The 21,265-nt window shown below is 71.2% G+C and carries 17 protein-coding genes and 2 tRNA genes; 11 read left to right on the top strand and 8 right to left on the bottom strand.

Going from position 1 to position 21,265, the window contains the following annotated elements:
• The first annotated feature begins 161 nt into the window (after nt 1–161).
• The 4 genes from ACFQUV_RS13550 to ACFQUV_RS13535 all read left to right on the top strand — a co-directional run bounded on the left by ACFQUV_RS13550 (nt 162) and on the right by ACFQUV_RS13535 (nt 3,725).
• Nucleotides 162–992, top strand: coding sequence for an ABC transporter ATP-binding protein (locus tag ACFQUV_RS13550; RefSeq protein ID WP_129610167.1), 831 nt, complete (start codon nt 162–164; stop codon nt 990–992).
• An 8-nt stretch (nt 993–1,000) separates the two neighbouring features.
• Nucleotides 1,001–1,744: an ABC transporter permease gene (locus ACFQUV_RS13545; RefSeq protein WP_165364045.1), complete on the top strand. Its 744-nt coding sequence runs from the start codon at nt 1,001–1,003 to the stop codon at nt 1,742–1,744.
• Nucleotides 1,745–2,542, top strand: a complete 798-nt coding sequence (locus ACFQUV_RS13540) for an ABC transporter permease (protein ID WP_129610163.1) — start codon at nt 1,745–1,747, stop codon at nt 2,540–2,542. It begins immediately after the preceding gene.
• A 121-nt stretch (nt 2,543–2,663) separates the two neighbouring features.
• Entirely contained in the window at nt 2,664–3,725 is a 1,062-nt protein-coding gene (locus ACFQUV_RS13535) for an ABC transporter substrate-binding protein (RefSeq protein ID WP_129610161.1), read from the top strand.
• Nucleotides 3,726–3,749: 24 nt separating this feature from the next.
• Here ACFQUV_RS13535 and ACFQUV_RS13530 read toward each other — a convergent pair whose 3' ends face one another.
• Nucleotides 3,750–5,519 (bottom strand): CocE/NonD family hydrolase, encoded by a 1,770-nt coding sequence (locus ACFQUV_RS13530; RefSeq protein WP_207211531.1) that lies wholly within the window; start codon nt 5,517–5,519, stop codon nt 3,750–3,752.
• Nucleotides 5,520–5,740: 221 nt separating this feature from the next.
• On the opposite strand from ACFQUV_RS13530, the gene ACFQUV_RS13525 reads away from it, so the two are divergent.
• The gene (locus ACFQUV_RS13525; RefSeq protein ID WP_129610159.1) at nt 5,741–6,508 is read left to right on the top strand and encodes a glutathione S-transferase family protein; all 768 of its coding nucleotides are present in this window, start codon (nt 5,741–5,743) and stop codon (nt 6,506–6,508) included.
• Between the two features lie 19 nt (nt 6,509–6,527).
• Here the strand turns inward: ACFQUV_RS13525 and ACFQUV_RS13520 are convergent, their stop codons facing one another.
• From ACFQUV_RS13520 to ACFQUV_RS13505, 4 genes are all read right to left on the bottom strand, one after another.
• The gene (locus tag ACFQUV_RS13520) at nt 6,528–6,704 is read right to left on the bottom strand and encodes a hypothetical protein (RefSeq protein ID WP_165364043.1); all 177 of its coding nucleotides are present in this window, start codon (nt 6,702–6,704) and stop codon (nt 6,528–6,530) included.
• Nucleotides 6,705–6,908: 204 nt separating this feature from the next.
• Nucleotides 6,909–8,687 carry a DUF3369 domain-containing protein gene (locus ACFQUV_RS13515; RefSeq protein WP_129610157.1) on the bottom strand — a complete coding sequence of 593 codons (1,779 nt, stop codon included), beginning with the start codon at nt 8,685–8,687 and terminating at the stop codon, nt 6,909–6,911.
• Complete coding sequence (locus ACFQUV_RS13510; RefSeq protein WP_129610202.1) at nt 8,680–10,665, bottom strand: HAMP domain-containing sensor histidine kinase; 1,986 nt, start codon at nt 10,663–10,665, stop codon at nt 8,680–8,682. The genes ACFQUV_RS13515 and ACFQUV_RS13510 overlap by 8 nt, the downstream gene beginning before the upstream one ends.
• 125 nt (nt 10,666–10,790) lie before the next feature.
• Nucleotides 10,791–11,762: a TRAP transporter substrate-binding protein gene (locus ACFQUV_RS13505; RefSeq protein WP_244601646.1), complete on the bottom strand. Its 972-nt coding sequence runs from the start codon at nt 11,760–11,762 to the stop codon at nt 10,791–10,793.
• 254 nt (nt 11,763–12,016) lie between these two features.
• Here ACFQUV_RS13505 and ugpB point away from each other — a divergent pair, with 254 nt between their 5' ends.
• Entirely contained in the window at nt 12,017–13,375 is a 1,359-nt protein-coding gene (gene ugpB / locus ACFQUV_RS13500) for a sn-glycerol-3-phosphate ABC transporter substrate-binding protein UgpB (protein ID WP_129610155.1), read from the top strand.
• A gap of 49 nt (nt 13,376–13,424) precedes the next feature.
• Here ugpB and ACFQUV_RS13495 read toward each other — a convergent pair whose 3' ends face one another.
• Nucleotides 13,425–14,561, bottom strand: a complete 1,137-nt coding sequence (locus ACFQUV_RS13495) for a glycosyltransferase (RefSeq protein WP_129610153.1) — start codon at nt 14,559–14,561, stop codon at nt 13,425–13,427.
• A 36-nt stretch (nt 14,562–14,597) separates the two neighbouring features.
• Complete coding sequence (gene mtnA, locus ACFQUV_RS13490; RefSeq protein WP_129610151.1) at nt 14,598–15,707, bottom strand: S-methyl-5-thioribose-1-phosphate isomerase; 1,110 nt, start codon at nt 15,705–15,707, stop codon at nt 14,598–14,600.
• A 482-nt stretch (nt 15,708–16,189) separates the two neighbouring features.
• On the opposite strand from mtnA, the gene ACFQUV_RS13485 reads away from it, so the two are divergent.
• Nucleotides 16,190–16,266: transfer RNA gene (locus tag ACFQUV_RS13485), tRNA-Arg, on the top strand.
• Between the two features lie 326 nt (nt 16,267–16,592).
• Here the strand turns inward: ACFQUV_RS13485 and ACFQUV_RS13480 are convergent.
• A complete protein-coding gene (locus ACFQUV_RS13480) occupies nt 16,593–16,985 on the bottom strand; it encodes a DUF4440 domain-containing protein (RefSeq protein WP_244601478.1) in 393 nt (130 codons plus the stop codon).
• Nucleotides 16,986–17,062: 77 nt separating this feature from the next.
• Here ACFQUV_RS13480 and ACFQUV_RS13475 point away from each other — a divergent pair, with 77 nt between their 5' ends.
• From ACFQUV_RS13475 to ACFQUV_RS13460, 4 genes are all read left to right on the top strand, one after another.
• Nucleotides 17,063–17,458 carry a helix-turn-helix domain-containing protein gene (locus ACFQUV_RS13475; RefSeq protein WP_244601477.1) on the top strand — a complete coding sequence of 132 codons (396 nt, stop codon included), beginning with the start codon at nt 17,063–17,065 and terminating at the stop codon, nt 17,456–17,458.
• Between the two features lie 492 nt (nt 17,459–17,950).
• Nucleotides 17,951–18,024 (top strand) — tRNA-Gly (locus ACFQUV_RS13470).
• Nucleotides 18,025–18,204: 180 nt separating this feature from the next.
• A complete protein-coding gene (locus ACFQUV_RS13465; RefSeq protein WP_129608478.1) occupies nt 18,205–18,873 on the top strand; it encodes a response regulator transcription factor in 669 nt (222 codons plus the stop codon).
• A gap of 69 nt (nt 18,874–18,942) precedes the next feature.
• Nucleotides 18,943–21,264 carry an ATP-binding protein gene (locus ACFQUV_RS13460; protein ID WP_129608477.1) on the top strand — a complete coding sequence of 774 codons (2,322 nt, stop codon included), beginning with the start codon at nt 18,943–18,945 and terminating at the stop codon, nt 21,262–21,264.
• Nucleotide 21,265: the final 1 nt, after the last annotated feature.

The following is a 21,265-nucleotide window of genomic DNA, read 5'->3' as shown; positions in this document are numbered from 1 at the left end:
CACTGCGTTTCGCGCAATGGTCGCGCCGTTGCAGGGTTGCGCGCCGGCTCGCTAGGCTTCGCGTCCTGGCTGGTCTCGGCCCGCCGCCGCGGACGCGGCGCCCCTGACGAGGGCCACCGCCCGGGCCGCAGGCCGGCGGATCGACGACTCGAAGGAACCGGATGGCGGGACGAAGCAAGATCGTCTTCGACGCGGTGCGCTATGACTACACGCCGCCGGGGGGCGCGCCCGTGCCGGCGCTCGACGGCGTGTCTCTCGCCGTCGCCGAGGACGAGTTCGTCGCCGTCGTCGGGCCGAGCGGTTGCGGCAAGAGCACCCTGCTGCATCTCGTCGCCGGCTTCCTGCCGCTCGCCGACGGCCGCATCCTGCTCGACGGCCGGCCGGTCGGCCCCCCCGGACCCGATCGCGGCGTCGTCTTCCAGCACTTCGCCCTGTTCCCGTGGAAGACGGTTCGGCAGAACATCCTGTACGGCCTGGAGCGCAAGCGCGGCCTCGACGCCGACACGCGGCGCGCGCTGGCGCGGCGCTACATCGAGATGGTGCGGCTGGAGGGCTTCGAGGATCTCTATCCGGCGCAGCTCTCCGGCGGCATGAAGCAGCGGGTGGCGATCGCCCGCACGCTGGCCACCCAGCCCGACGTGCTGCTGATGGACGAGCCGTTCGGCGCCCTCGACGCCCAGACCCGCGGCCTGATGCAGGAGGAGCTGCTGGCGATCTGGAGCCGACGGCGCAAGACCGTGCTGTTCGTCACCCACGACGTCCACGAGGCGGTGCTGCTCGCCGACCGCATCGCCGTGATGACGGCGCGGCCGGGTCGCATCAAGGCGCTGGTCGAGGTCGGGCTGCCGCGCCCGCGCGATCGTGCCGTCATCCGCAGCGCCGCCTTCGCGGAACGTTGCGAGGACGTTTGGGCGCTGGTGCGCGAGGAGGCGCGGGCCGCCGAAGCGGGTGTCGGCCCGATGGGCGCCACCGAGGCGGGCGGCGCACGATGAGGCGCCTGTTGCACTGGCTCCTCCGCTCCCTGCCGGTGCTGCTGATGGTGATCGCCTGGGAGGCGGCGGTGCGGCTCGGCCTGGTCGGGGCGGCGCTGCTTCCGGCCCCCACCACGATTGCCGCTGCGTGGTGGCGGCTCGCCGCTGACGGCGACCTGCTCCCGCACGCCGCCGCGTCCCTGTGGCGCGCCACCGCCGGCCTCGCCATCAGCGTGGCCGCCGGGGTCGCGCTCGGCCTCGCCATGGCGCTGTCGCGGACCGCCGAGCGGCTCGTCCAGCCACTGATCACCTTCCTGTACCCGCTGCCGAAATCGGCCCTGATCCCGATCGTCCTGGTGTGGTTCGGCTTCGGCCACGGGGCGCAGATCGCCGTCATCGTGCTCGGCTGCCTGCTGCCGGTGGTGCTCGGCGCCTACAACGGCGCCCGCGGGGTCGAGCCGGCGCTGGTGTGGTCGGCGCGCAGCCTGGGGGCGCGCCGCGCCGAGATCGTTCGCGACGTAGTGGTGCGCGCCGCGCTGCCCGACATCCTGGCCGGCATCCGGGTGGCGCTGGCGCTCGGCTTCGTGCTGCTGGTCTCGGCCGAGATGGTGGGGGCGCGCCGCGGCCTCGGCTTTCTCATCGCGTTCCTGGGCGAGGCCGGCGCCTATCCGGCGATGTTCGCGGTGGTAGTCACCGTGATGGCGCTCGGCTTCACGGCCGACCGCGTGCTCCTGGCCGCCACCCGGCGGCTGCTGCGCTGGCGGGAGGCGTGAATGGGGCGCCGCGATCGCCGCACCCGCCTGGCGGATGCCGCCCTCGGGGCGGTGCTGCCGCTGCTGCTTCTCGCCGCCTGGGAGATTGCGACCCGCTTCGCCCTGGTGTCGTCGTTCTTGCTGCCGCGACCCGGTGCCGTGGTGGTGCGGCTCGCCGAGGAGATTGCGGCCGGCACGCTGCCGGCGGCCGCCGGCGCGACGCTGCTGCGACTCACCGTCAGCTACGGCATCGCCGCGGTGGTCGGCGTCGGTCTCGGCATCGCCATGGCGCGTCTGCGGACGGTGCGCTGGGTGCTCGATCCCGTGGTGTCGATCGCGTTGCCGTCGCCCAAGATCAGCCTGCTCCCGATTCTGGTGCTGTGGTTCGGGGTCTTCGACACGCCCAAGATCGTCATCGGGGTGCTGTCCTGCGTGTTCCCGATCGTCGCCGGCACCGCGGCGGGGGCGGCCGGGGTCGATCGCCATCTGATCTGGTCGGCCGAGAACCTCGGCACCCGGCCGGGCGCCCTCCTGTGGCGGGTGGTGCTGCCGGCGGCGCTGCCGCAGATCGTGACGGCGCTCCAGGTGGCGCTGCCCATCGCCTTCATTGCCGTGGTAGTCGCCGAGATGCTGACCGGCGGCGGCGGGCTCGGCGGCGGGCTGATCGAGGCGACGCGGCTCGCCGACCCGGCCGGCGCGTTCGCCCACCTGGTCGCCATCGGGGTGCTGGGCTTCCTGGCGATGGCGGCGCTGCGGCGGCTGCGACGATTTATCCTGGTGTGGCACGAGGAGGAGCAGCGCCAAGGCGTTATCATCTGACCCGATCCTGCGGCCCCCGCCTCGGGTGGCCGTGAACGAACGACAGAAGGCCGGCGACACCCGTGTGGTGCGACCGGACCCCGGCCCGCGGTGCGGACCGACAGCGCGCACGGAGGAGCCCATGAGTCGACGCGATCCGAACCGACGAGATCTGAACCGAAGAGATCCGAGCCGACGCGATCTGCTGCACGGCACCGCCCTCGCGCTCGCGGCCGCCGTCGTCCCGACCGGCCCGGCACGCGCTGCGCCGGTGACCATCCGGCTCGGCTATGGCGAGGTGCCGGGCGACATCTCGCCACTGCTGTTCGAGAAGACCGAGATTCTGCGCCACTACGGCCGCAGCTACACGGTCGAGCCGATCTACTTCCAGGGCACTTCGGTGGCGCTCCAGGCGATGGCGGCGCGCGAGCTGGACGTCAGCTACATCGCCTTCTCGTCGCTCGGCCTCGCCATCCTCAACGGCGGTCTCGACCTGAAGGTGATCGCCGACGTCGCCGGCTGGAGCAGCAAGGGCCATCAGGGGCCGGAATACCTGGTGCGGGCCGACTCCGGCATCGCCACCCTGGCGGATCTGCGCGGCAAGGTGCTGGCCACCAGCGCGCGGGGCAGCGGCTTCCACTACGCCATGCTGGCCAACCTGAAGAAGGCCGGCCTCGTCGAGAAGACCGACTTCACCGTGGTCGAGGTGCGGCTGCCCGCCATGGAGGCGACGCTGCGCGAGAAGAAGGTCGACCTCGTCACCGCGACGCCGCCGTTCCTCCAGACGATGGAGCGCAACGGCGGGGTGCGCCGGCTGTTCCGCCCGGAGGACGCCATGGGCGAGGTGCAGTCGCTGGTGCATGTCGCGCGCGCCGAGTTCCTGCGCGAGCAGCGCGCCGCCGTGGTCGACTTTCTGGAGGACTCGATCCGGGCGCTGCGCTGGTTCCTCGATCCGGCCAACCAGACGGAGGCGGCCGAGATCACGGCGCGCTTCACCAAGCGGCCGGCCTCGGTCTATCAGGGCTGGGTGTTCGGCCGCGGCGACTTCTACCGCGACCCGGAGAAGACTCCCGACATCGCGGCGCTCCAGCGCAATCTCGACACCGTGCACGATCTCGGCGTGCTGCGCCGGCGCGTCGAGGTGGCGCCGCATGTGGATCTCGCACCGCTCGCCGAGGCGAAGGCGCGGCTCGGCACCAACTGAGTGGCGCGTGCGGCGCGCCCGCCGTCACGCCGGCGGGATCACCGGCAGCAGCAGGAAGGGCGCCTGGTCGGGCGCGGCATGCAGCGTGACGGCGCCGCCGAAGATCGCCTCGGGACGATCCTCCGGATGATCGTGGCGGAACGGCCCGACGCCGGTGAGCGTGTACTTGACGCCGGGCAGGTCCGGCGGTGGCCCCTCGGCCTCGTAGTCGCGGCCGCGCACCGCCAGCACCAGCCGGTGGCCCGGCGGCACCACGATGGAGGTCGGCCAGATCTCGATGTCGAGCGCCACCGGCTCGCCGGGCACCAGCGGCCACGCCTCGTCGTGGGTGTGCCAGGGCCGCCACGGCGTCGAGCGGTCGGGGTCGCGCTTGCGGTGCGAGGCGCGCAGCCAGCCGAGCCCGACCGGCGTGCGCGGATCGTTGGCGCCGATGAAGGTCACCTCGCGGCCCTGCGGGTCGAACACCTGGAGCACCAGGAACAGATCGGCGTCGGTGGTCGACGACGACACGAACAGCCGCGCCGCCACCGGCCCGGTGATCTCCAGCGGCGCGGCGAGCGGCGGGGTCGAGAAGGCGAGGCCTGGCCCGAGCGCCGCGTAGGACCGCGTGAGCGCGGCGGCGGGCGGCTCCTCGGACAGCGCGAGCCGGTCGAGATCGAGATGCAGCGTCGTCCACCGGGTGCGCGGCAGCGGCCATCCGGTCTCGTGCCGCTCGACGAACCGTTCGCCCGGATGGCGGACCTGGATCTGGACCGCCGGCTGATGGTCCCAGCCGGTATCCTGGTCCTTGAGGAAGCGGCCGAAGAAGCGCTTCTGGAGAGCGACGCCGTAGTCCGAATAGAAGTGCGACCAGTGGGCGTGGCCGTGCACCTCCAGCCATTTCGCCGAGGACGCGGCGGCGGCGAAGCCCTCGAAGTTGCCGCGCGGATGCAGCCCCTGGCCGCCCCAGTTGGCGGCGCTGAGCAGCGGCACGGTGATGGTCGAGAAATCGGGATTGCGCGCCCGGTAGTCGGGGCCGTCGAACGGGCGGTCGAGGATGAAGCGCGCGATGTCGATGCGGTTGGCGGCGAGTTCCTCGTCCGACAGCGTCTCGGGTCCCGACACCCAGTCTCCCGTGACGCGGCTGCGCAGGCCGCGCTCGCCGAGCCCGTGCTGCACCCGGTGGAAGGCGCGCGGATAGAGGTTCGCCATGAAGCCGCAATAGATGCCGCCGTGCCGGCAGGCGTCGCGGTAGAAGTCGGCGGCGCCCTCCCACACGCAGATGGCGGCGAGGCCGGGCGGCTGGAGCGCCGCCACCTGCCACTGGTTCATGGCGAAGTAGGAGATGCCGTTCATGCCGACGCGGCCGTTGCACCAGGGCTGCGCCGCGGCCCAGGCGATGCAGGCGGCGATGTCGCGCGTCTCGCGCGGCGACCACGGATCGAGAAAGCCCGGCGAGCGGCCGGCGCCGCGCGCATCGATGCGCAGGCAGGCATAACCGTCCGGCACCCAGCGCTCCGGGTCGACCACCTCCCACACCTGATAGCGGCCGCTCGATCCGTGCAGCACCTCCGGGAAGGCCGCCACCAGCCGCTCCCAGGCGCTCGCATTGCCGTCCTGGAACGCCAGGCCCTTGCCGAACGCGCCGTAGGAGAGGATCACCGGATGGCGGCCGTCGTCGTCGGGGCGGAACAGGTCGGCGCGCAGCACGATGCCGTCGTCCATCGGGATCGGCACGTCGAAGGTGATGCGCATGCCGTCTTGGCGCATGCTGTCTTGGCGCAGCTCGTCGGCAGGTGGCAGCCGCTCGTCCATGGGCTCCTCGCCGCTCGCAACCCGACCCGCGACGGCCGGCCTCCTTTGTATATAGGGCCTCGGCCCGAGAGCAACCGTCCCGTGTGGGCGCCGCCGCGGCATTGACGAAGCGACGGCCGGCCTGCGACGCTCGCGTGGGCGCCGCGGCGACGTGGCGCCCACGCCGAAGATGCAGCGACGCCCCGGCCACGCACCGCGGGCGCGAGCGGGAGCGAGACGCCATGGCCTTGACCCTCTACAACGCGCCGCAATCCACATGCAGCCAGCGGGTGCGCTTCGTGCTCAACGCCAAGGGGCTGCCCTTCGCGGAGCGGCGTCTCGATCTGCTGGCCGGCGACCAGCTCGTGCCCGACTATCTCGCACTCAATCCCAACGGCGTGGTGCCGACCCTCGTGCACGACGGCGCCGTGGTGATCGATTCGTCGGTGATCATGGAGTATGTCGAGGAGGTGTTCCCGCAGGGGCCGCGGTTCGTGCCCCAGGACCCGGTGGCGCGCGCCCGCATGCGGTCGCTGATGCGCTTCGTCGACGAGGTGCCGGCGCCGGCGATCCGCGTGCCGACCTACAATCTCGCCTTCCTGCCGCACTTCCAGGCGATGAGCGAGGCGGCGTTCCTGGCGATGGCGGAGTCGAAGCCGCTGCGCCGCGAGTTCCTGCTCGCCATGGGTCGCACCGGCTTTCCCGAGTCCGAGATGGCGGCGGCGCTCGGCCGGCTCGGCCGCGCCGTGATGCGGCTCGACGAGACCATCGCGGCGAGCGGCGGGCCGTTCCTGCTCGGTGCGGCGCCGACCCTCGCCGATATCTCCGTGATGCCGGTGATTGTGCGGATGGCGGATCTCCGGCTCGATCATCTGTGGGATGGTCGGCCGGCGGTCGCCGCCTGGCTGGAGGCGATCCGGGCGCAGCCGGCCTTCGTGCCGACCTACTATTCGGGCTCGCTGCTCACCGAGCAGTACCCGCACCTGCGCGAGCAGCACGCCGCCTGCTGAGCCTCGCGGCGCTGGCTGTTCAGGGGCCGCGGCCCATCAGCTCGCGGTCCGGCTCGACGAGGCTGCGCTTCATGAAGGGGCGTTCCAGGCCGTACAGGCTGTCGGGCGCGCGGCAGCCCCAGGCTGTCGGATCGACTGCGCCCGGCGGGCCGTCGTTCGCCGCCATGATGTGGGCCTTGCAGGTCTGGGGGCTCATGGTCGCCTTCGCGGCCTTCTCGTCGGTGTTCGTGACGCTCAGCGGGCGGCGCGCCGGTCTCGCGAGATCGACGGGCGTGCATGCCGGCGTCGTGCGGACGCGGGGCGGGCGTGGGAGCATCACAGGGTCCGAAAGCGCGTGCTTGCGGACCCTACACGGAGGGGTTTAACGATTTGCAGCGGTTCCCGCGTCAACCGTCTCGCGTCATCCTTGCGTCGGCGGGGCCGCAGCCTCGGCTTCGGGCTCCGGCGGACGCAGCGGCAGCACCACCGTGAAGGTCGTGCCGTGGCCCTCGCCGGCGCTGTCGGCCTCGATGACGCCCCCGTGCAGGTCGACGATGCGCTTGACGATCGACAGCCCGAGCCCGATCGACGTCTCGCCGCCGGTGGGCTTGGCCGACAGCCGCCGGAAGCGGCCGTAGAGCCGGCGCAGGTCCTCCGGCGTCATGCCGGGGCCCGAATCCTTGACGCGGATGCGGGCGCCCTCCGGCGCGTCGTCGTAGGTCAGCTCGATCCGGCCGCCGATGGCGCTGTACTTGACGGCGTTGCTGACCAGGTTGTCGACCGCCTCGCGAATGCGATCGACATCGCAGACGACCGGCGCGCCCGGCGTGACGGTGAGCGCGATGGTCTGCTCCTTCTTGGCGGCGAGCGGCTGGTTGGCCTCCGCCACCTCGCGCACCACGGTCGCGAGATCGGCCAGGTCGCGCCGGATGGTGATGTCGAGCGCATCCGTCATGGCGTCGGCGATCAGGCTCTCCACCATGTCGGCGACGCGGTCGGCGGCATTATGGATGTGCTTGATCTGCGCCTTGGCGGCCTCGGGATTGAGCGCCGGATCGGTGACCATGCGCTCGAGAATCTCGGCGCGGCCGATGATCACCGAGAGCGGGTTGCGCAGGTCGTGCGCCACCGTGCCGAGGATCTCGCTCTTGAAGGTGTTGGCGCGCTGGAGCCGCGCCCATTGCGAGGCGAGCCGGCGGTTGGCCGAGGTCAGCTCGCGGGTGCGCTGGTTGACGCGGTCCTCCAGGCGGCTGTTGGCCTCCTGGAGCTGCTCGTAGAGAATCACGTTGTCGAAGGCGATCGACAGCTTGCTGGTGAACAGCTCGACCAGGGTGCGGTCGGTCGCCGAGAGCGGGCGAGCCACCTGGAGCACCACCACCACCTCGCGGTCGCTCGCCGTGCGGATGTACAGCACCGACCAGGGCGGCACGAACTGGTGGGTGCGCGCCCGGAATGCGGCCTCCACCACCTGGCGCAGGTCGGGATCGAGGGTGGTGACGCCGTTGGCGCCGACATGATGAGTGTAGCAGCCGGCCGCCGCCAGCACCGCGACGGGCTGCGCCCGGCCGCCGTCGTGGAACACCAGGATGCCGTCGCAATCGACCTTCAGCAGCGAGGCGAGCTGCACCAGCACGCCCTCGGCGAGGCGCTGAATCGACTTGAAGTCGTACAGCGTCGAGGCCGCGTCGACGATGATCTCGAGGCCGCGCCGGGTCTCCAGCATGCGTTCGAGCTGCTGCCAGCTCCGCAGCGCCGCGGTCAGCGAGGTGAACAGCTTGTCGGCGGTCAGCTCGGTCTTGGCCTTGTAGTCGTTGATGTCGTAATCGACGATGATGCGCCGCTCGGGCGCCTGGCCGGGCTGGCCGGTGCGCAGGATGATGCGCACCGTCTCGTTCCTCAGCTCGGTGCGGATGAAGTCGACGAGGTCGAGCCCGGCCGTGTCGGTCTCCATGATCACGTCGAGCAGGATCACGGCCGTGTCCGGGTGGGCGCGCAGCATGGCGCGGCCTTCCTCGGCCGAGTAGGCCGAGACGATCTCCAGCCCCTGGCCGTTGAGCGTGTAGTCGGCGAGCGCGAAGCGGGTGCCGTCGTGGACGGCCGGCTCGTCGTCCACCACCATGATCTTCCAGCGCGGTCCGGCCGCGGTCGGCGGCTCGTCGCGATCGTCGACGATGTCGACGATGTCGTCGGGATCAACCATGGGCTCGGTCCGTGATCTGGAGGGCGGGGACGGCGCCGGCCGCGACGGTGTCGACGCTGCCCCCGGCGCGCCGCGGCAGCACCATGCGGAAGCTGGTGCCGTGCCCCGCCGCGGTGTCGAGAGTGAGGCGGCCGCCGAGGCTCTGGGTCACCAGGCTGTGAATGATGTGCAGCCCGAGGCCGGTGCCGCCCTGGCCGCGGCGGGTGGTGAAGAACGGGTCGAAGGCGCGCCGCCGCACCGCGTCGGTCATGCCGACGCCGTCGTCGGCCACGATGATTTCGACATGCTGCGGCCCGAGCGGCCGCGCCCGCACCTCGATGGTGCCGGTGCGGCCGTCCGGAAAGGCGTGGGCGACGGCATTGAGGAACAGGTTGGTCAGCACCTGGCCGTAGGAGCCCGGATAGCTGTCCATGGCGATGCCGTCCGGCACCTCCAGCACCAGGGCGATCTGCGCCTTGCGCAGCACCGGGCGGACGCTGGCGACGATCTGCTCGGTCGCCTCGCGCAGGTCGAAGTCGCGCAGCTCCGCATGGCTGCGGTCGACCGCCACCTGCTTGAACGATTGGATCAGCTCGCCGGCGCGCTGGAGGTTGGCGACGAGCTGTCCGGCGGCGTCGCGGGTGCCGGCCACGAACTCGTCGAGCTTGGAGCGGCGCAGCGGCCCCTGGGCGATCTCGCCGGCGAACACGTCGGCCCGGCGGGAGAGGCTCGACGCCACCGTGAGGCTGATGCCGACCGGGTTGTTGACCTCGTGGGCGACGCCGGCGACGAGGCCGCCGAGCGCGGCGAGCTTCTCGGCGTCGATCAGGCTCTTCTGGGCGTCGCGCAGCTCGCGCAACGCCGTCTCGGCGTTCTCCTTGGCGGCCCGCAGGTCGTTCTCGGCCTGGCGCTTGGCGATGGCGTTCTCGCGGAACACCTCGACGGCGCGCGCCATGGCGCCGATCTCGTCCTTCTCGCGGGTGCTGCGGATCACCTTGTCGTATTGGCCGGCCACGATGGCGTGCATGGCCGACATCAGCTCGCGCAGCGGCTCGCGGATGCTGCTGGTGACCACGGCGGCGCCGATCAGGATGGCGACCAGGAAGCCGCTGGCGACCAGCACGACCTGACGGAAGATCCTCCGCAGAGTGCCGTCGAGCGACGCCTGGGCTCGGTTCTCGCGCTCGCGCATCTCGTGCTGCAAGCTGTCGATGGTGGAGATCATCGACGCCTGGTTGCCGTCGATGGCGGTGCGCAGGATGTGGGTGCGGGCGGCGAATCGTTCGGACAGCGAGGCGAGCCCGGCCCGAAACGCCGCGGCACGCCGACCGAGCGCGTCGAGCGCGGCGCGCTGCACGTCGGTCTCGGCGAGGTCGACCATCACCGGGATGGTGCGCTCGATGGTTTCGAGATTGCGCTGCGCCTCGTCGGCGGCCGTCATGGCGAGCGACAGATAATAGGCATTGGCGGCGACGAGGCTCGCCGTGAAGGCCTCGCGCGACTTGCCGAGCGACGGCCAGATCAGCGCGTCACGCCGCCCCGCCACGCCTTCGATGATCGAGTACAGGCCCGCCATCTCGCGTGCCGGCCGCAGCACCTCGTCCTCGTAGACACGGTTGATCGCCGCCTGCACGCCGCGCAGCTCGCCGAAGCCGTCGAGAAATCGCTCGGTGACGCCGGCGAGCTTGTCCATGGCGTCGGCCAGCATGCGGTCGGCCGGCTTGCGGGTGCGCAGGAGGCCCAGCACGGCCTCGCGCACCAGCAGGATCTCGGCGAAGATCTCCGGGCTCGGCTCGTTGATGTAGCGGTGGATCAGATTCTGGAGCCGTCCCGCCTCGCCCTCCAGAGTCACCAGCAGGGTGTCGGACTCGCGCACCGCGCGGACCTCGTCCCAGGCGCGGCCGAGCGCCATCGCGCCGCTCCAGATCAGCGCGGCGAGGATCAGCACCACGGCGGTGTTGAGCACCGCGATCGACAGGATGCGCCAGCGGATCGGCAGCAGGCGGACCAGGCGTTCCGGCGAGAGCCCGCGGCGGGACGGCGTCGCCGCGCCACTGCCGGCGCCGGCGGCCGGTTCGATGGCGGCAGGCGGAGCGACGCTCGATGGCGGTGGTGCGGACACGGTCACTCGCTCTCGCGGATGCGCTCGACCAGGCGGCGCAGCGCCGGATCGTTGAGCACGCCGGCATGGACGCCGGCCATCGCGGCCACGAAGGCATCGCGGTCGAAGCGGCCGACCACCGTGGTGCCGACCGCCCGCGCCTGCTCGCGCGACCGCTCCTCGAGGGCGTTCCACTGCTGGCGCATCGCGCGGTTGGAGGCCAACGCCGCGGCGCGGAAGATCGCCTTGTCGTCGGCCGACAGGCTGTCCCAGGCGCGGCGCGACATCACCAGCACCTCGGGGCTCATGGTGTGCTCGGTGAGAATGTAGTGCGGGGCGACCTTGTAGTGGCCGGTGGTCACGTAGGAGGGCCAGTTGTTCTCGGCCCCGTCGATCAGGCCGGTGGCGAGGGCGGTCTCGACCTGGCCGTAGGGGAGCTGCACCGGCACCGCGCCCATCGCCTTCACCATCGCCACCATCAGGTCCGACTGCTGCACCCGGAGGCGCAGGCCGGCGAGATCGGCGAGGCTGCGGACTGGGCGGTTGCGGGTGTAGATCGAGCGCGCGCCCGAATCGTAGAAGGTGAGGGCGACGAAGCCGTGGGGCTCGAAGCTCGCCAGGATCTCCTCGCCGATCGGGCCATCAAGCACCGCGTGCAGATGGGCCTTGGAGCGGAACAGGAACGGCAGCGCCAGCACGTTGGCGGCCGGCACGAAGGCGCCCATCGGGGCCACGTTGGTGCGGTTGAGATCGATGGCGCCGACGCGGGTCTGCTCGATGGTGTCCTGCTCCTCGCCGAGCTGGCGCGAATGGAAGACGCGCAGCCGGTGGCGGCCGCCGGTCTGCTCCTCGATCAGGCGGCTCATGTGGAGCACCGCCTGGACGGTTGGATAGTCCTCGACCTGGGTGTCGGCGACCCGGAACTCGCGCGCCGGCGCGGCGGGCGCGATCAGGATCGCGACGAGGATCAGGGCGAGAACGACGAGACTGCGCACTGGCGACACTGCGGCACCGTTCGCTCGGGCTGGATCGGGGCTCCGGTCATGAAGCTCGAAATCCTAGCGAATTCGTGATCGGATGGCCATCCTGGCGGGCCGGCCGCGAATCGCGGCGGGCGGCGCCGGCCCGAGCGCGGCGTCGCTCGGGTCCTGTCGCGTGTCCCTCCATGGCGCGGCGTCCTCATGAGCAAGTCTTCTCGATGACGTGGTCTCCTCGATGACGTGGTCTCCTCGATGACATGGTTTTCGCGATGACGGGGGTGGTCCCGCGGCGGGGTGTGGGGGCGCCGCAATCGCGGCGGCTCGGCCGCCGTGCCGTGCTGGCCGGCTTCGGCGCCGCCCTGGTGGCGCGCCCGGCGCGAGCCGCCACCGAGATCGCGTTCTGGCACGCCATGGCGGGCGAGCTCGGCCGCCACATCGACCGCATGGTCGCCGGCTTCAACGCCGCCCAGGGCGAATTCCGCGTCGTGCCGGTCTACAAGGGCAGCTACACCGAGACCGTCACGGCGGCGATCTTCGCGGTGCGGACCAAGAGCCATCCCGGGATCGTTCAGGTCAACGAGATCGGCACGGCCACCATGATGGCGGCCCGGGGCGCCATCTATCCGGTGCACGACCTGATGCGGGAGGCCGGCGAGGCGTTCGACGCGAGTGCCATCCTGCCGGCCGTGTCGGGCTTCTACTCGGACGCCGAAGGCCGGCTGCTGTCCTTCCCGTTCAATGCCTCGACCCCGATCCTCTACGTCAACCGCACGCTGTTCCGCGCCGTCGGGCTCGACGATACGCGGCCGCCGCGCACCTGGCCCGAGATGGAGGAGGCGGCGCGGCGGCTGCGCCAGGCCGGCGTCGCCTGCGGGTTCTCGACCCACTGGCCGTCCTGGGTCAACGTCGAGAACTTCTCGGCCTTCCACAATGTGCCGATCGCGACGCGGGCCAACGGGCTCGGCGGCCTCGATGCCGAGCTCGTCATCGACAATCCGGTGCTGGTGCGCCACGTGGCGGCGCTCGCCGAATGGCAGAAGGCCGGGCTCTACACCTATGGGGGCCGCGGTACCGCGGCGGAGCCGATGCTGCACGCGGGCGAGTGCGGCCTGTTCCTCGGCTCCTCGGGGCTCGCGGCCGATCTCAAGGCGCGGGCGCGGTTCGAGGTCGGCTACGGCATGCTCCCCTACTGGCCGGACGTGCCCGGGGCGCCACAGAACGCGATGATCGGCGGCGCCAGCCTGTGGGTGCTGCGCGGCCGCCCGCCGGCGGAGTATCGCGGCATCGCTCGCTTTCTCGCCTATCTGGGACGCCCCGACATGCAGGCGCGCTGGCATCAGGCGACCGGCTACCTGCCGACCACGCAGGCCGCCTTCGAGCTCAGCCGGGCCCAGGGCTTCTACGACCGCGATCCCGGCGCGGCGGTGGCGATCGCGCAGGTGATGCTCAATCCGCCGACCGACAACTCGCGGGCGATCCGGCTCGGCTCCTTCATCCTGGTGCGCGACGTGATCGAGGAGGAGCTGGAGCACGCCTTCGCAGGCCGCAAGACCGCCCGCGACGCGCTCGCCTCGGCGGTGCGCCGCGGCAACGAGCTGTTGCGCCAGTTCGAGCGCGCCAGCCGGTGAGGTGCGGCGGGCTGCCGTGGCGCGCGCCGTGCGGTCAGGTGCCGCCCGGTCAGGTGCCGCCCAGGCGGCGACGAAGCTGGCCGACGACGCGGCGGATCTCGCGCTCCACCTTGACGGCGCCGAGTAGCACCGGATGCAGGTGCGAGGCCTCGAACCGCCGCAGCCGGGTCAGCTCGGCGGCCTGGCGCCGCGCCGCGACGAGCAGCTCGTCATAGGCGCGCTTGATCTCGGCGAGATCATGTGCGTGCGCGGCGGGTGCCGCGGCGGCGTCGTGGGCTTCCGCCGGCCCGGGCTCGGTCCGCGCCGGCTCCGACGGCCCCGGCCGGACGTCGACCACCGCGGCGGGGGCGGCGCGGCGGCGCAGCCGGGGCAGCGTCCGGTAGGTCTCCGACAGCGCCGCGCGGGCCTGGCGGAACCGGGCCTCGCCGTCGATGCCTGCCGTCTCCTCCCAGGCTTTCAGGCGATCCATGGTGTCGTAGAGGGCACGCAGCAGCGCGATGGTGGCGGCGTAGCTGCCGGGATGGGCGTTGCGGCTGCGGGCGATCCAATGGTCGATGCGGCGATGCGCGAAGGCGACCAGATCGGGAGTGTCGTCGTCGGGGCGGAGCCGGTCGGGGCGGGAGGTGTAGCGATTCGACTTCTCGATCCAGCGGAAGACGCTCTCGTGCGAGAAGTTGTGGATCGCCACGCCGGTCTCGGGCGGCACCACGTAGAGGTTGGGGCTGAGCACATGGGTGCCGCCGTGCACCGTGTCGGAGAACGCCACGGTGCCGCGGCGGAACACCCTCAGCTGGTGCTCGGGCCAATAGCAGGCGTCCGGGTCGTGCGTCCCGAGCACATAGTGCCGGTGGGGCAGGGCGTAGGCATCGGCGCGCGGAGCCGCGAGCTCGCGGCCGAGAAACTCGATCGCCTCGGGCGACAGGCATTCGTCGTCGTCGAGGAAGACGATCCACTCGTGCGCGCACCGCGCGGCCGCGAACAGGCGCGTCTCCTCGACGGTCGGGCTCCACGGGACGACATAGATGCGGTCGGCCAGATCGGCGGCGAGGGCGACGCTGTCGTCGGTCGACGACTTGTCGACGAGCACCACCTCGTCGGCGAAGCCGAGGCTCGCCAGGCAGGTGGGCAGCACGTCGGCCCTGTTGTAGGACACCACGAAGGCGCTGATCTTGGTGTTCTCGGGCATGGTTCGCCGTTGATCCACGCGGCCGCCGCTCCGCCTTCACTCGGCGGCGCGCAGGCCCGCCCGCTCCGGAAATGCCGCCGCCAGGCCCTCGCGGGTCGCCGGAAGGACGCCGCGCTCGGTGATCAGCCCGGTGACGAGCCGTGCCGGGGTGACGTCGAAGCCGTAATTCGCCGCTGCCACGCCCGCCGGGGCGATGCGCACCGTCTCGATGCGCCCGTCCGCGGTGGCGCCGGTCATCAGGGTGACCTCCTCGGCGCCGCGCTCCTCGATGGGGATCTCGCGGATGCCGTCGACGACCGCGAAGTCGATCGTGGGCGACGGCAGCGCCACGTAGAACGGCACGCCGTTGTCGTGGGCGGCGAGGGCCTTCAGGTACGTCCCGATCTTGTTGCAGACGTCGCCCTGGGCGGTGACCCGATCGGTGCCCACGATGGCGAGGTCGACGAGGCCGTGCTGCATCAGGTGGCCGCCGGTGTTGTCGGCGATCAGGGTGCAGGGCACGCCGTGCTGCGACAGCTCCCAGGCGGTGAGTGAGGCGCCCTGATTGCGTGGCCGTGTCTCGTCGACCCAGACATGCAGCGGCACGCCGGCGTCGTGCGCCTGGTAGATCGGCGCGGTGGCGGTGCCCCAGTCGACGGTGGCGAGCCAGCCGGCATTGCAGTGGGTGAGGATCTGCACCGGCGCGCCGCCCTTGCGGCGGGCGATGTCCTCGATCAGTGCCCGCCCGTGGCGGCCGATGGCCGCGTTGATGGCGACGTCCTCGTCGGCGATCGCGGCGGCGCGCGCATAGGCGGCGGCGACGCGGCACTCGACCGGCAGGCGGCCCACCGCCGCCGTCATCTCGCCGAGCGCCCAGCGCAGGTTGATGGCGGTGGGGCGGGTCGCCGCGAGGGTCTCGCAGGCGGTCGCCAGCCCCCGGTCGGAGGCGTCGGCGCGCAGCGCCAGGCACACCCCGTAGGCGGCGGTGGCGCCGATCAGCGGGGCGCCGCGCACCAGCATGGAGCGGATCGCCTCGGCGGCATCCGCCAGGGTCTCGAGCCGCACAGTGACGAAGCGGTGGGGGAGCTGGCGCTGGTCGATGGTGCCGACCGCCCAGCCGTCGGGCTCGAGCCAGAGGGTGCGGGTGTGTCTGCCGTCGACTTTCATGGGTCACGGGTCCGGGTGTCGAGAGAGTGGGGCGCCCCAGCGTCATAGGGCGCCCGGCGCCACAAGGAAAGGGCGAGGCGCCCGGGCCGGCCCTGCCTCGGCGCGGCGGGCGTTTTGCCGCTCGGCGGTGCCGCGGGGCGGCGGGGCGGGGCAGGGTCGGGGTGGGGGCAGGCTGGGGCAGACTGGGGCAGACTGGGGTGGGGGCGCCCGCCGCCGCGACGCCTGTGGCCGGAATGGTGGTGGGGTGGGGTCACGCGGGGGTCTCCGCCGGCCGCCCCGGTCGGTGCGCCGGTGTTGTCGGTGCGGTGCTCCGTCGGCGCGCCGGCGGGGTGGCGCTGCCCCCCAAGACCCGTGCGCGAAGGCCCCTGGCCAGCGCTCGCCGGCCTGCCAGAAGGGCGGTTCCCCGGCCTGGCGAAAACCGGCACTCCGGCTCGCGTCTGGCCCGTTGCCCGGCCGATCCTGATCGGCTATCTAGGCCGCAGGCGCCCGTAGCTCAGCTGGATAGAGCGTTGCCCTCCGAAGGCAAAGGTCACACGTTCGAATCGTGTCGGGCGCGCCAGCCCCATCGAGAGCTTGGTTAAGCGGCTCATATATCAGAGCGTGGCCCCCCACACATACGCACGAAGTCGTCCCTCCTTTACGGGCAGAGCCCAGATTTCGTTCCGGCGTGAAGCCGGGTGATCGAGCATTGATTTCGTACGCCACTCAAGGCGGCTCGAGCTGTCGACCCTCTCGGCTCCGTAAGAAGGGTGTCCGCTGGCCAGCCGCTCGTCCGAAATAACCGAGGACTCTCCTCGGCTCGGAGGAGAAGAAGGTCTCGGGTCAGAATGCCGGGAGAGACTGCGACAGGGATCATGCCCATCGCGTGTTACTCGCGGGCTGGCGTCAATCGCCGACGCGCGGCAGGCAGGCACCCGCCGCATGGTCGATCACATACAGCCATCGCCCGTCTGGCTGCTTCCGGGCGACCTCCGCCGAACTCCCCGCCGCGATCACGCCACCGTCTTCGGTCGTCAGCTTCCAGTCGGCGCGAAGCAGGGCGAGATCGTCGTGAACGACGCAAAAGTTGTTGTGCGACGTCATGACACCGGGGGCCTTCAAGAGCTTTGCCAGTTCCGGGGCAATGGCTGACAGGCCGATGCAGCGTTCTCCGCTTCCGTCTGTCAAAAGCACGGCCGCCGGCTCGTAGAGACCGAGCAGGTTATCTATCTTCCGAGTGTTGAAGGCCCGCGCGAAAGCTTCGTTCATGCGCTGGGGTTCGGTCACGTTGAACGACATGAGTCTTGCTCCTGATCCATGACGATGGAACCGTAATCACGGTCGAGCAGGACTAACCAAACGGGAAGGATCGTCGGATGAGGCGATATTTTGCCGACGAGCGCATGGACTTGGAATCACCCAAACCCCGGCGGCCGACAGAATGTCCGGTCGAGGACTGGCTGTCCTTCCTGGGTCATCGCTGGAATGCCTTGATCCTTTGGCATTTGAAGCATGGCGCGAAGCGCTATGGCGAACTCGCCGCGTGCCTTCCCGGTGTTGCGCCGAAAGTTCTGACCGAGCGATTGCTCGGCTTGGAGAAGCGCGGCCTTCTGACTCGCTCGCCGACGTCAACATTTCCGCGAAGCGTCACTTACTGCCTTACCTCGGCTGGAGCCAGCCTCGTTCATATCCTGGACCAGCTGGAAGTCTGGTCGCGTCATGCCCCAAGCGAAAGCCACGCTGATCTCTACAGCATTGTCGAGCGGAAGTAGAACGGTTCGCCGTCGAAAACGCGACCACGCCAAGGACTTCTAGCGCGGAAAACGATCCAGTTGGATCGGAGTCCGCTTGATAACGTGGAATGGGGATGGGCAGGCTAATTGCTCCGTACGCAAAGATCACACGTTCGAATCGTGTCGGGCGCGCCATTCCTGGGGGAATGGCGGCCCTGCCCGGCATCGGGTCGTTCGATGTCGCTCGCACGGGCGTTCCGCCCGGCGCGCCCCTGGAATCCGGCCCCGGGCTCCGGTCTCTCGAAGCCGGCGGGATGGGCCGCTCGACCGCGATCGTGTCGGGGCGGGAGCCCCCGGGGGTGGGCGATGCGGGGCAGGCGGTCCCCCGCGGCAGGTGCGCCCCGCGGCGGGTGCGACGCTGCGGCATGGCGTTGGTTGCAGTCGTGCATGGCTTGTGCGAGAAGCCGGTGGGCCGCTCGTCGGCCATCGTCCGTGTCCGCCGCGTGACGTTTCGATCGGGCCGGACCGCGGGCGGGTGTAGCTCAATGGTAGAGCAACAGCCTTCCAAGCTGATGACGAGGGTTCGATTCCCTTCACCCGCTCCAATCTTTTCAACAGCTTAGAGCATCGATTGCCGCTGCGGCCGAGCCGGCCGCGTAGGTAGAAGTCCGTGCCAAGACGCCGTTCCGAACGCCGGGTCGCCCCACTACAGTGGGGCGGGACGATCCCGCCCCTGCGCCTGGGGAACGATCCCGTCGGGTCGTGTCGAACCGAGGACGGCGACCGTGGCTGCCAAGAAGCTCCGCGTCCTGCTGGCCGACGACCATCCGGTCGTGCTGGCCGGCGTCAAGGCGCTGCTGCTCGGTGACCCCGCGATCGAGGTGGTGGGCGAGGCGCGCGACGGCCGCGCCGCCGTGCGACTGGCCCGGGCGCTCGCCCCCGACATCGCCGTGCTGGATCTCTCGATGCCAGGGCTCGCCGGCATCGATGTCGCCAAGCACCTCCGGCAGGACTGTCCGGACTGCAAGGTGGTGGCGCTCACCGTCCACGAGGACGGTGCCTATCTGCGGCAGCTGTTCGAGGTCGGCGGCGTCGGCTACGTGCTCAAGCGCTCGGTCGGCGAGGACCTGCTGCGCGCCGTGCATGCCGTCGCCGAGGGCGGCTCCTATCTCGATCCGGCCCTGCGGGCGCGGGCCGCCGGGCCGGCCGATCCTGCGGCTCCTGCGGCCGAGGGCGGGTCGGCGCTGTCCGAGCCCGAGCTGAGCGACCGCGAGATCAAGGTGCTCTGCCTCACGGCGGCGGGCTACAGCAACAAGACCATCGCGGGCCGGCTCGGGATCGCCATCAAGACGGTCGAGACCTACAAGACCCGCGCGATGGGCAAGCTCGGCTTCCACTCGCGCGTCGAGATCGTGCGATACGTGCTCGGCAAGGGGTGGTTCGACCATGAGTGACGGGCGAGCCGGCCGGGCCGCGGCGCTCGGCGCACAGGCGACGAGACGGAAGGGGCGCAGCCGTAACGCATGAGCATCGATATCGGAGCCGGAAAAACCCGAGCCGTCGCCCTGGACCTGACGAGCTGCGACCGCGAGCCGATCCACGTCCCGGGCGCGATCCAGCCGCACGGGGTGCTGTTCGCGCTCGGCGAGCCCGACCTGCGGATCGTCGGCGTCAGCGCCAACCTTCCCGCGCTGATCGGCCCGCAGCCCGACGCGGTGCTGGATCGGCCGCTCGGCGCCGTGTTCGACGAGGCGAGCATCGGCCGGCTGCGGACGCTGCTGCACCAGGTCGACGGGCCGGCCGCCTCGCCGGTCGCCATGCAGCGGCGGGAAGGTGGCGAGCTCGGGCTGGACGCGGTGCTGCATCGGCACGACGGCCTGGTGCTGCTGGAGTTCGAGCCGCGCGGCCCCGACAGCGAAGGGGCGCACGCCTTCTTCCGGCGAACCAGCGGCGCCATCCGCCGGCTCCAGGCGGCCCGCACGCTGGGCGACGCCTGCGCGGCGGCGGCCCGCGAGGTCCGCGCCATCACCGGCTTCGACCGGGTCAAGATCTATCGCTTCGCATCGGACTTCAGCGGCGAGGTCGTCGCCGAATCCCGCCACGAGGGCATCGAGTCGTTTCTCGGACTGCATTTCCCGCCATCCGACATCCCGGCTCAGGCGCGCGCCCTCTACGCCCTCAACCCGATCCGGCTCATCCCCGATATCGACTACCGGCCGTCCCCGATCGTGCCCGATCGCCATCCGGCGACCGGCCGTCCCCTCGATCTCAGCTTCGCGGTGCTGCGCAGCGTGTCGCCGATCCACCTCGAATACATGCGCAACATGGGCATCCGCGGCACCATGTCGGTGTCGATCCTGCGCGGCGATCGCCTGTGGGGGCTGATCGCCTGCCACAACCGGGCGCCGCGTCATATCGGCCACGACGCCCGCCAGGCGTGCGAGATGGTCGCCCAGGTGCTGGCGTGGCAGATCGGCGTGATGGAGGAGGAGGCGGTCACTCGCCACAGCCTCGAAGGCAAGGCGATCCAGCGCCGTCTGCTGGGCGACATCGAGCAGCTGCGCGACCACCGCGCCGGCCTCATCCGCAACAGCGAGGCCCTGCTGGAGCTGATGGGCGCCTCGGGGCTCTGTCTCTACGGCCGCGACGCCGTCACCACCATCGGCCGCACGCCGCCGGACGCCGCCATCGAGCGGCTGGTGGACTGGGCGAGCCGCACCGACGGCTCCGAGCTGTTCCAGACCGACCGGCTGTCGACCCTGCTGCCGGAGGCGGCCGCCTATGCGGACGTTGCCAGCGGAGTGCTCGCCGTGCCGCTGTCGCGCACGCCGCCGCGCCGCATCATGCTGTGGTTCCGCCCCGAGGTGGCGCAGACCGTGCGCTGGGGCGGCAACCCGGAGAAGTCGGTCGAGATCGGTCCCGACGGCGACCGGCTGCAACCCCGCAAGTCGTTCGCGGCGTGGACCGAGGAGTCGCGCGGGCGGGCGGTGCCGTGGCAGCCGCACGAGATCGTCGCCGCCGTCGAGCTGCGCGATCTCGTCATCGACGTGATCCTGCGCAAGGCCGAGGAGCTGGAGAGCGTCAACACCCAGCTCGCCCGCAGCAACGAGGAGCTGGAATCCTTCGCCTATGTGGCCTCCCACGACCTCAAGGAGCCGCTGCGCCACATCGAGGCGTTCGCCGGCCTGTTGGGCGAGTCGATCCGCCAGTCCGGCGACGATCGGCTCAGCGCCATGGTGGGCGGAATCGAAAGCTCGTCGCGGCGGCTGCGCAACCTGATCAACGATCTCGCCGAGTTCTCGCGGCTCGGCCGCCAGGCCCAGCCGCTGGCGCCGGCCGATCTCGGCGACATCGCCGACGAGGTGATGGCGGATCTCCGGCAGCGCATCGACGAGGCCGCCGCCACCGTCACCTGCGAGCGGCTGCCGGTGGTGCGCTGCGATCGCAACCAGATGCGCCAGGTGTTGCAGAACCTCCTGTCCAACGCGCTGAAGTACCGGCATCCGGCGCGGCCCTGCCGCATCCGCATCTCGGCGCTGGAGAGCGGCGAGCGGACCTATCGCGACGGGGCCGACGAGACCTTCGCCCGCATCTGCGTCGCCGACAACGGCATCGGCTTCGATCCCAAATATGCCGATCAGGTGTTCGAGCCCTTCCAGCGCCTGCACGGACCCGACGAGTACGAGGGCAGCGGCATCGGGCTCGCCATCTGCCGCAAGATCGTGCAACGCCACGGCGGCAAGGTTGGAGTCGAGACGGCGCCCGATCAGGGCGCCACCTTCTGGTTCTCGCTGCCGCTGCCCGCCGCCGACGAGACGCCGGGCCCGGGCTTCGGCACACAGTGAA

The sequence above is a fragment of the Rhodoplanes sp. P11 genome (assembly GCF_964266735.1).
Classification (GTDB): Bacteria; Pseudomonadota; Alphaproteobacteria; order Rhizobiales; family Xanthobacteraceae; genus Rhodoplanes; species Rhodoplanes serenus.
This window is presented reverse-complemented; position numbering and strand designations above follow the sequence as displayed.

Coding starts and splice junctions, on each gene's coding strand:
- ACFQUV_RS13550 (WP_129610167.1), top strand. CDS start 162: ATGGCGGGACGAAGCAAGATCGTCTTCGACGCGGTGCGCTATGACTAC.
- ACFQUV_RS13540 (WP_129610163.1), top strand. CDS start 1,745: ATGGGGCGCCGCGATCGCCGCACCCGCCTGGCGGATGCCGCCCTCGGG.
- ACFQUV_RS13535 (WP_129610161.1), top strand. CDS start 2,664: ATGAGTCGACGCGATCCGAACCGACGAGATCTGAACCGAAGAGATCCG.
- ACFQUV_RS13530 (WP_207211531.1), bottom strand. CDS start 5,519: ATGGACGAGCGGCTGCCACCTGCCGACGAGCTGCGCCAAGACAGCATG.
- ACFQUV_RS13525 (WP_129610159.1), top strand. CDS start 5,741: ATGGCCTTGACCCTCTACAACGCGCCGCAATCCACATGCAGCCAGCGG.
- ACFQUV_RS13520 (WP_165364043.1), bottom strand. CDS start 6,704: ATGAGCCCCCAGACCTGCAAGGCCCACATCATGGCGGCGAACGACGGC.
- ACFQUV_RS13515 (WP_129610157.1), bottom strand. CDS start 8,687: ATGGTTGATCCCGACGACATCGTCGACATCGTCGACGATCGCGACGAG.
- ugpB (WP_129610155.1), top strand. CDS start 12,017: ATGACGGGGGTGGTCCCGCGGCGGGGTGTGGGGGCGCCGCAATCGCGG.
- ACFQUV_RS13495 (WP_129610153.1), bottom strand. CDS start 14,561: ATGCCCGAGAACACCAAGATCAGCGCCTTCGTGGTGTCCTACAACAGG.
- mtnA (WP_129610151.1), bottom strand. CDS start 15,707: ATGAAAGTCGACGGCAGACACACCCGCACCCTCTGGCTCGAGCCCGAC.
- ACFQUV_RS13480 (WP_244601478.1), bottom strand. CDS start 16,985: ATGTCGTTCAACGTGACCGAACCCCAGCGCATGAACGAAGCTTTCGCG.
- ACFQUV_RS13475 (WP_244601477.1), top strand. CDS start 17,063: ATGAGGCGATATTTTGCCGACGAGCGCATGGACTTGGAATCACCCAAA.
- ACFQUV_RS13460 (WP_129608477.1), top strand. CDS start 18,943: ATGAGCATCGATATCGGAGCCGGAAAAACCCGAGCCGTCGCCCTGGAC.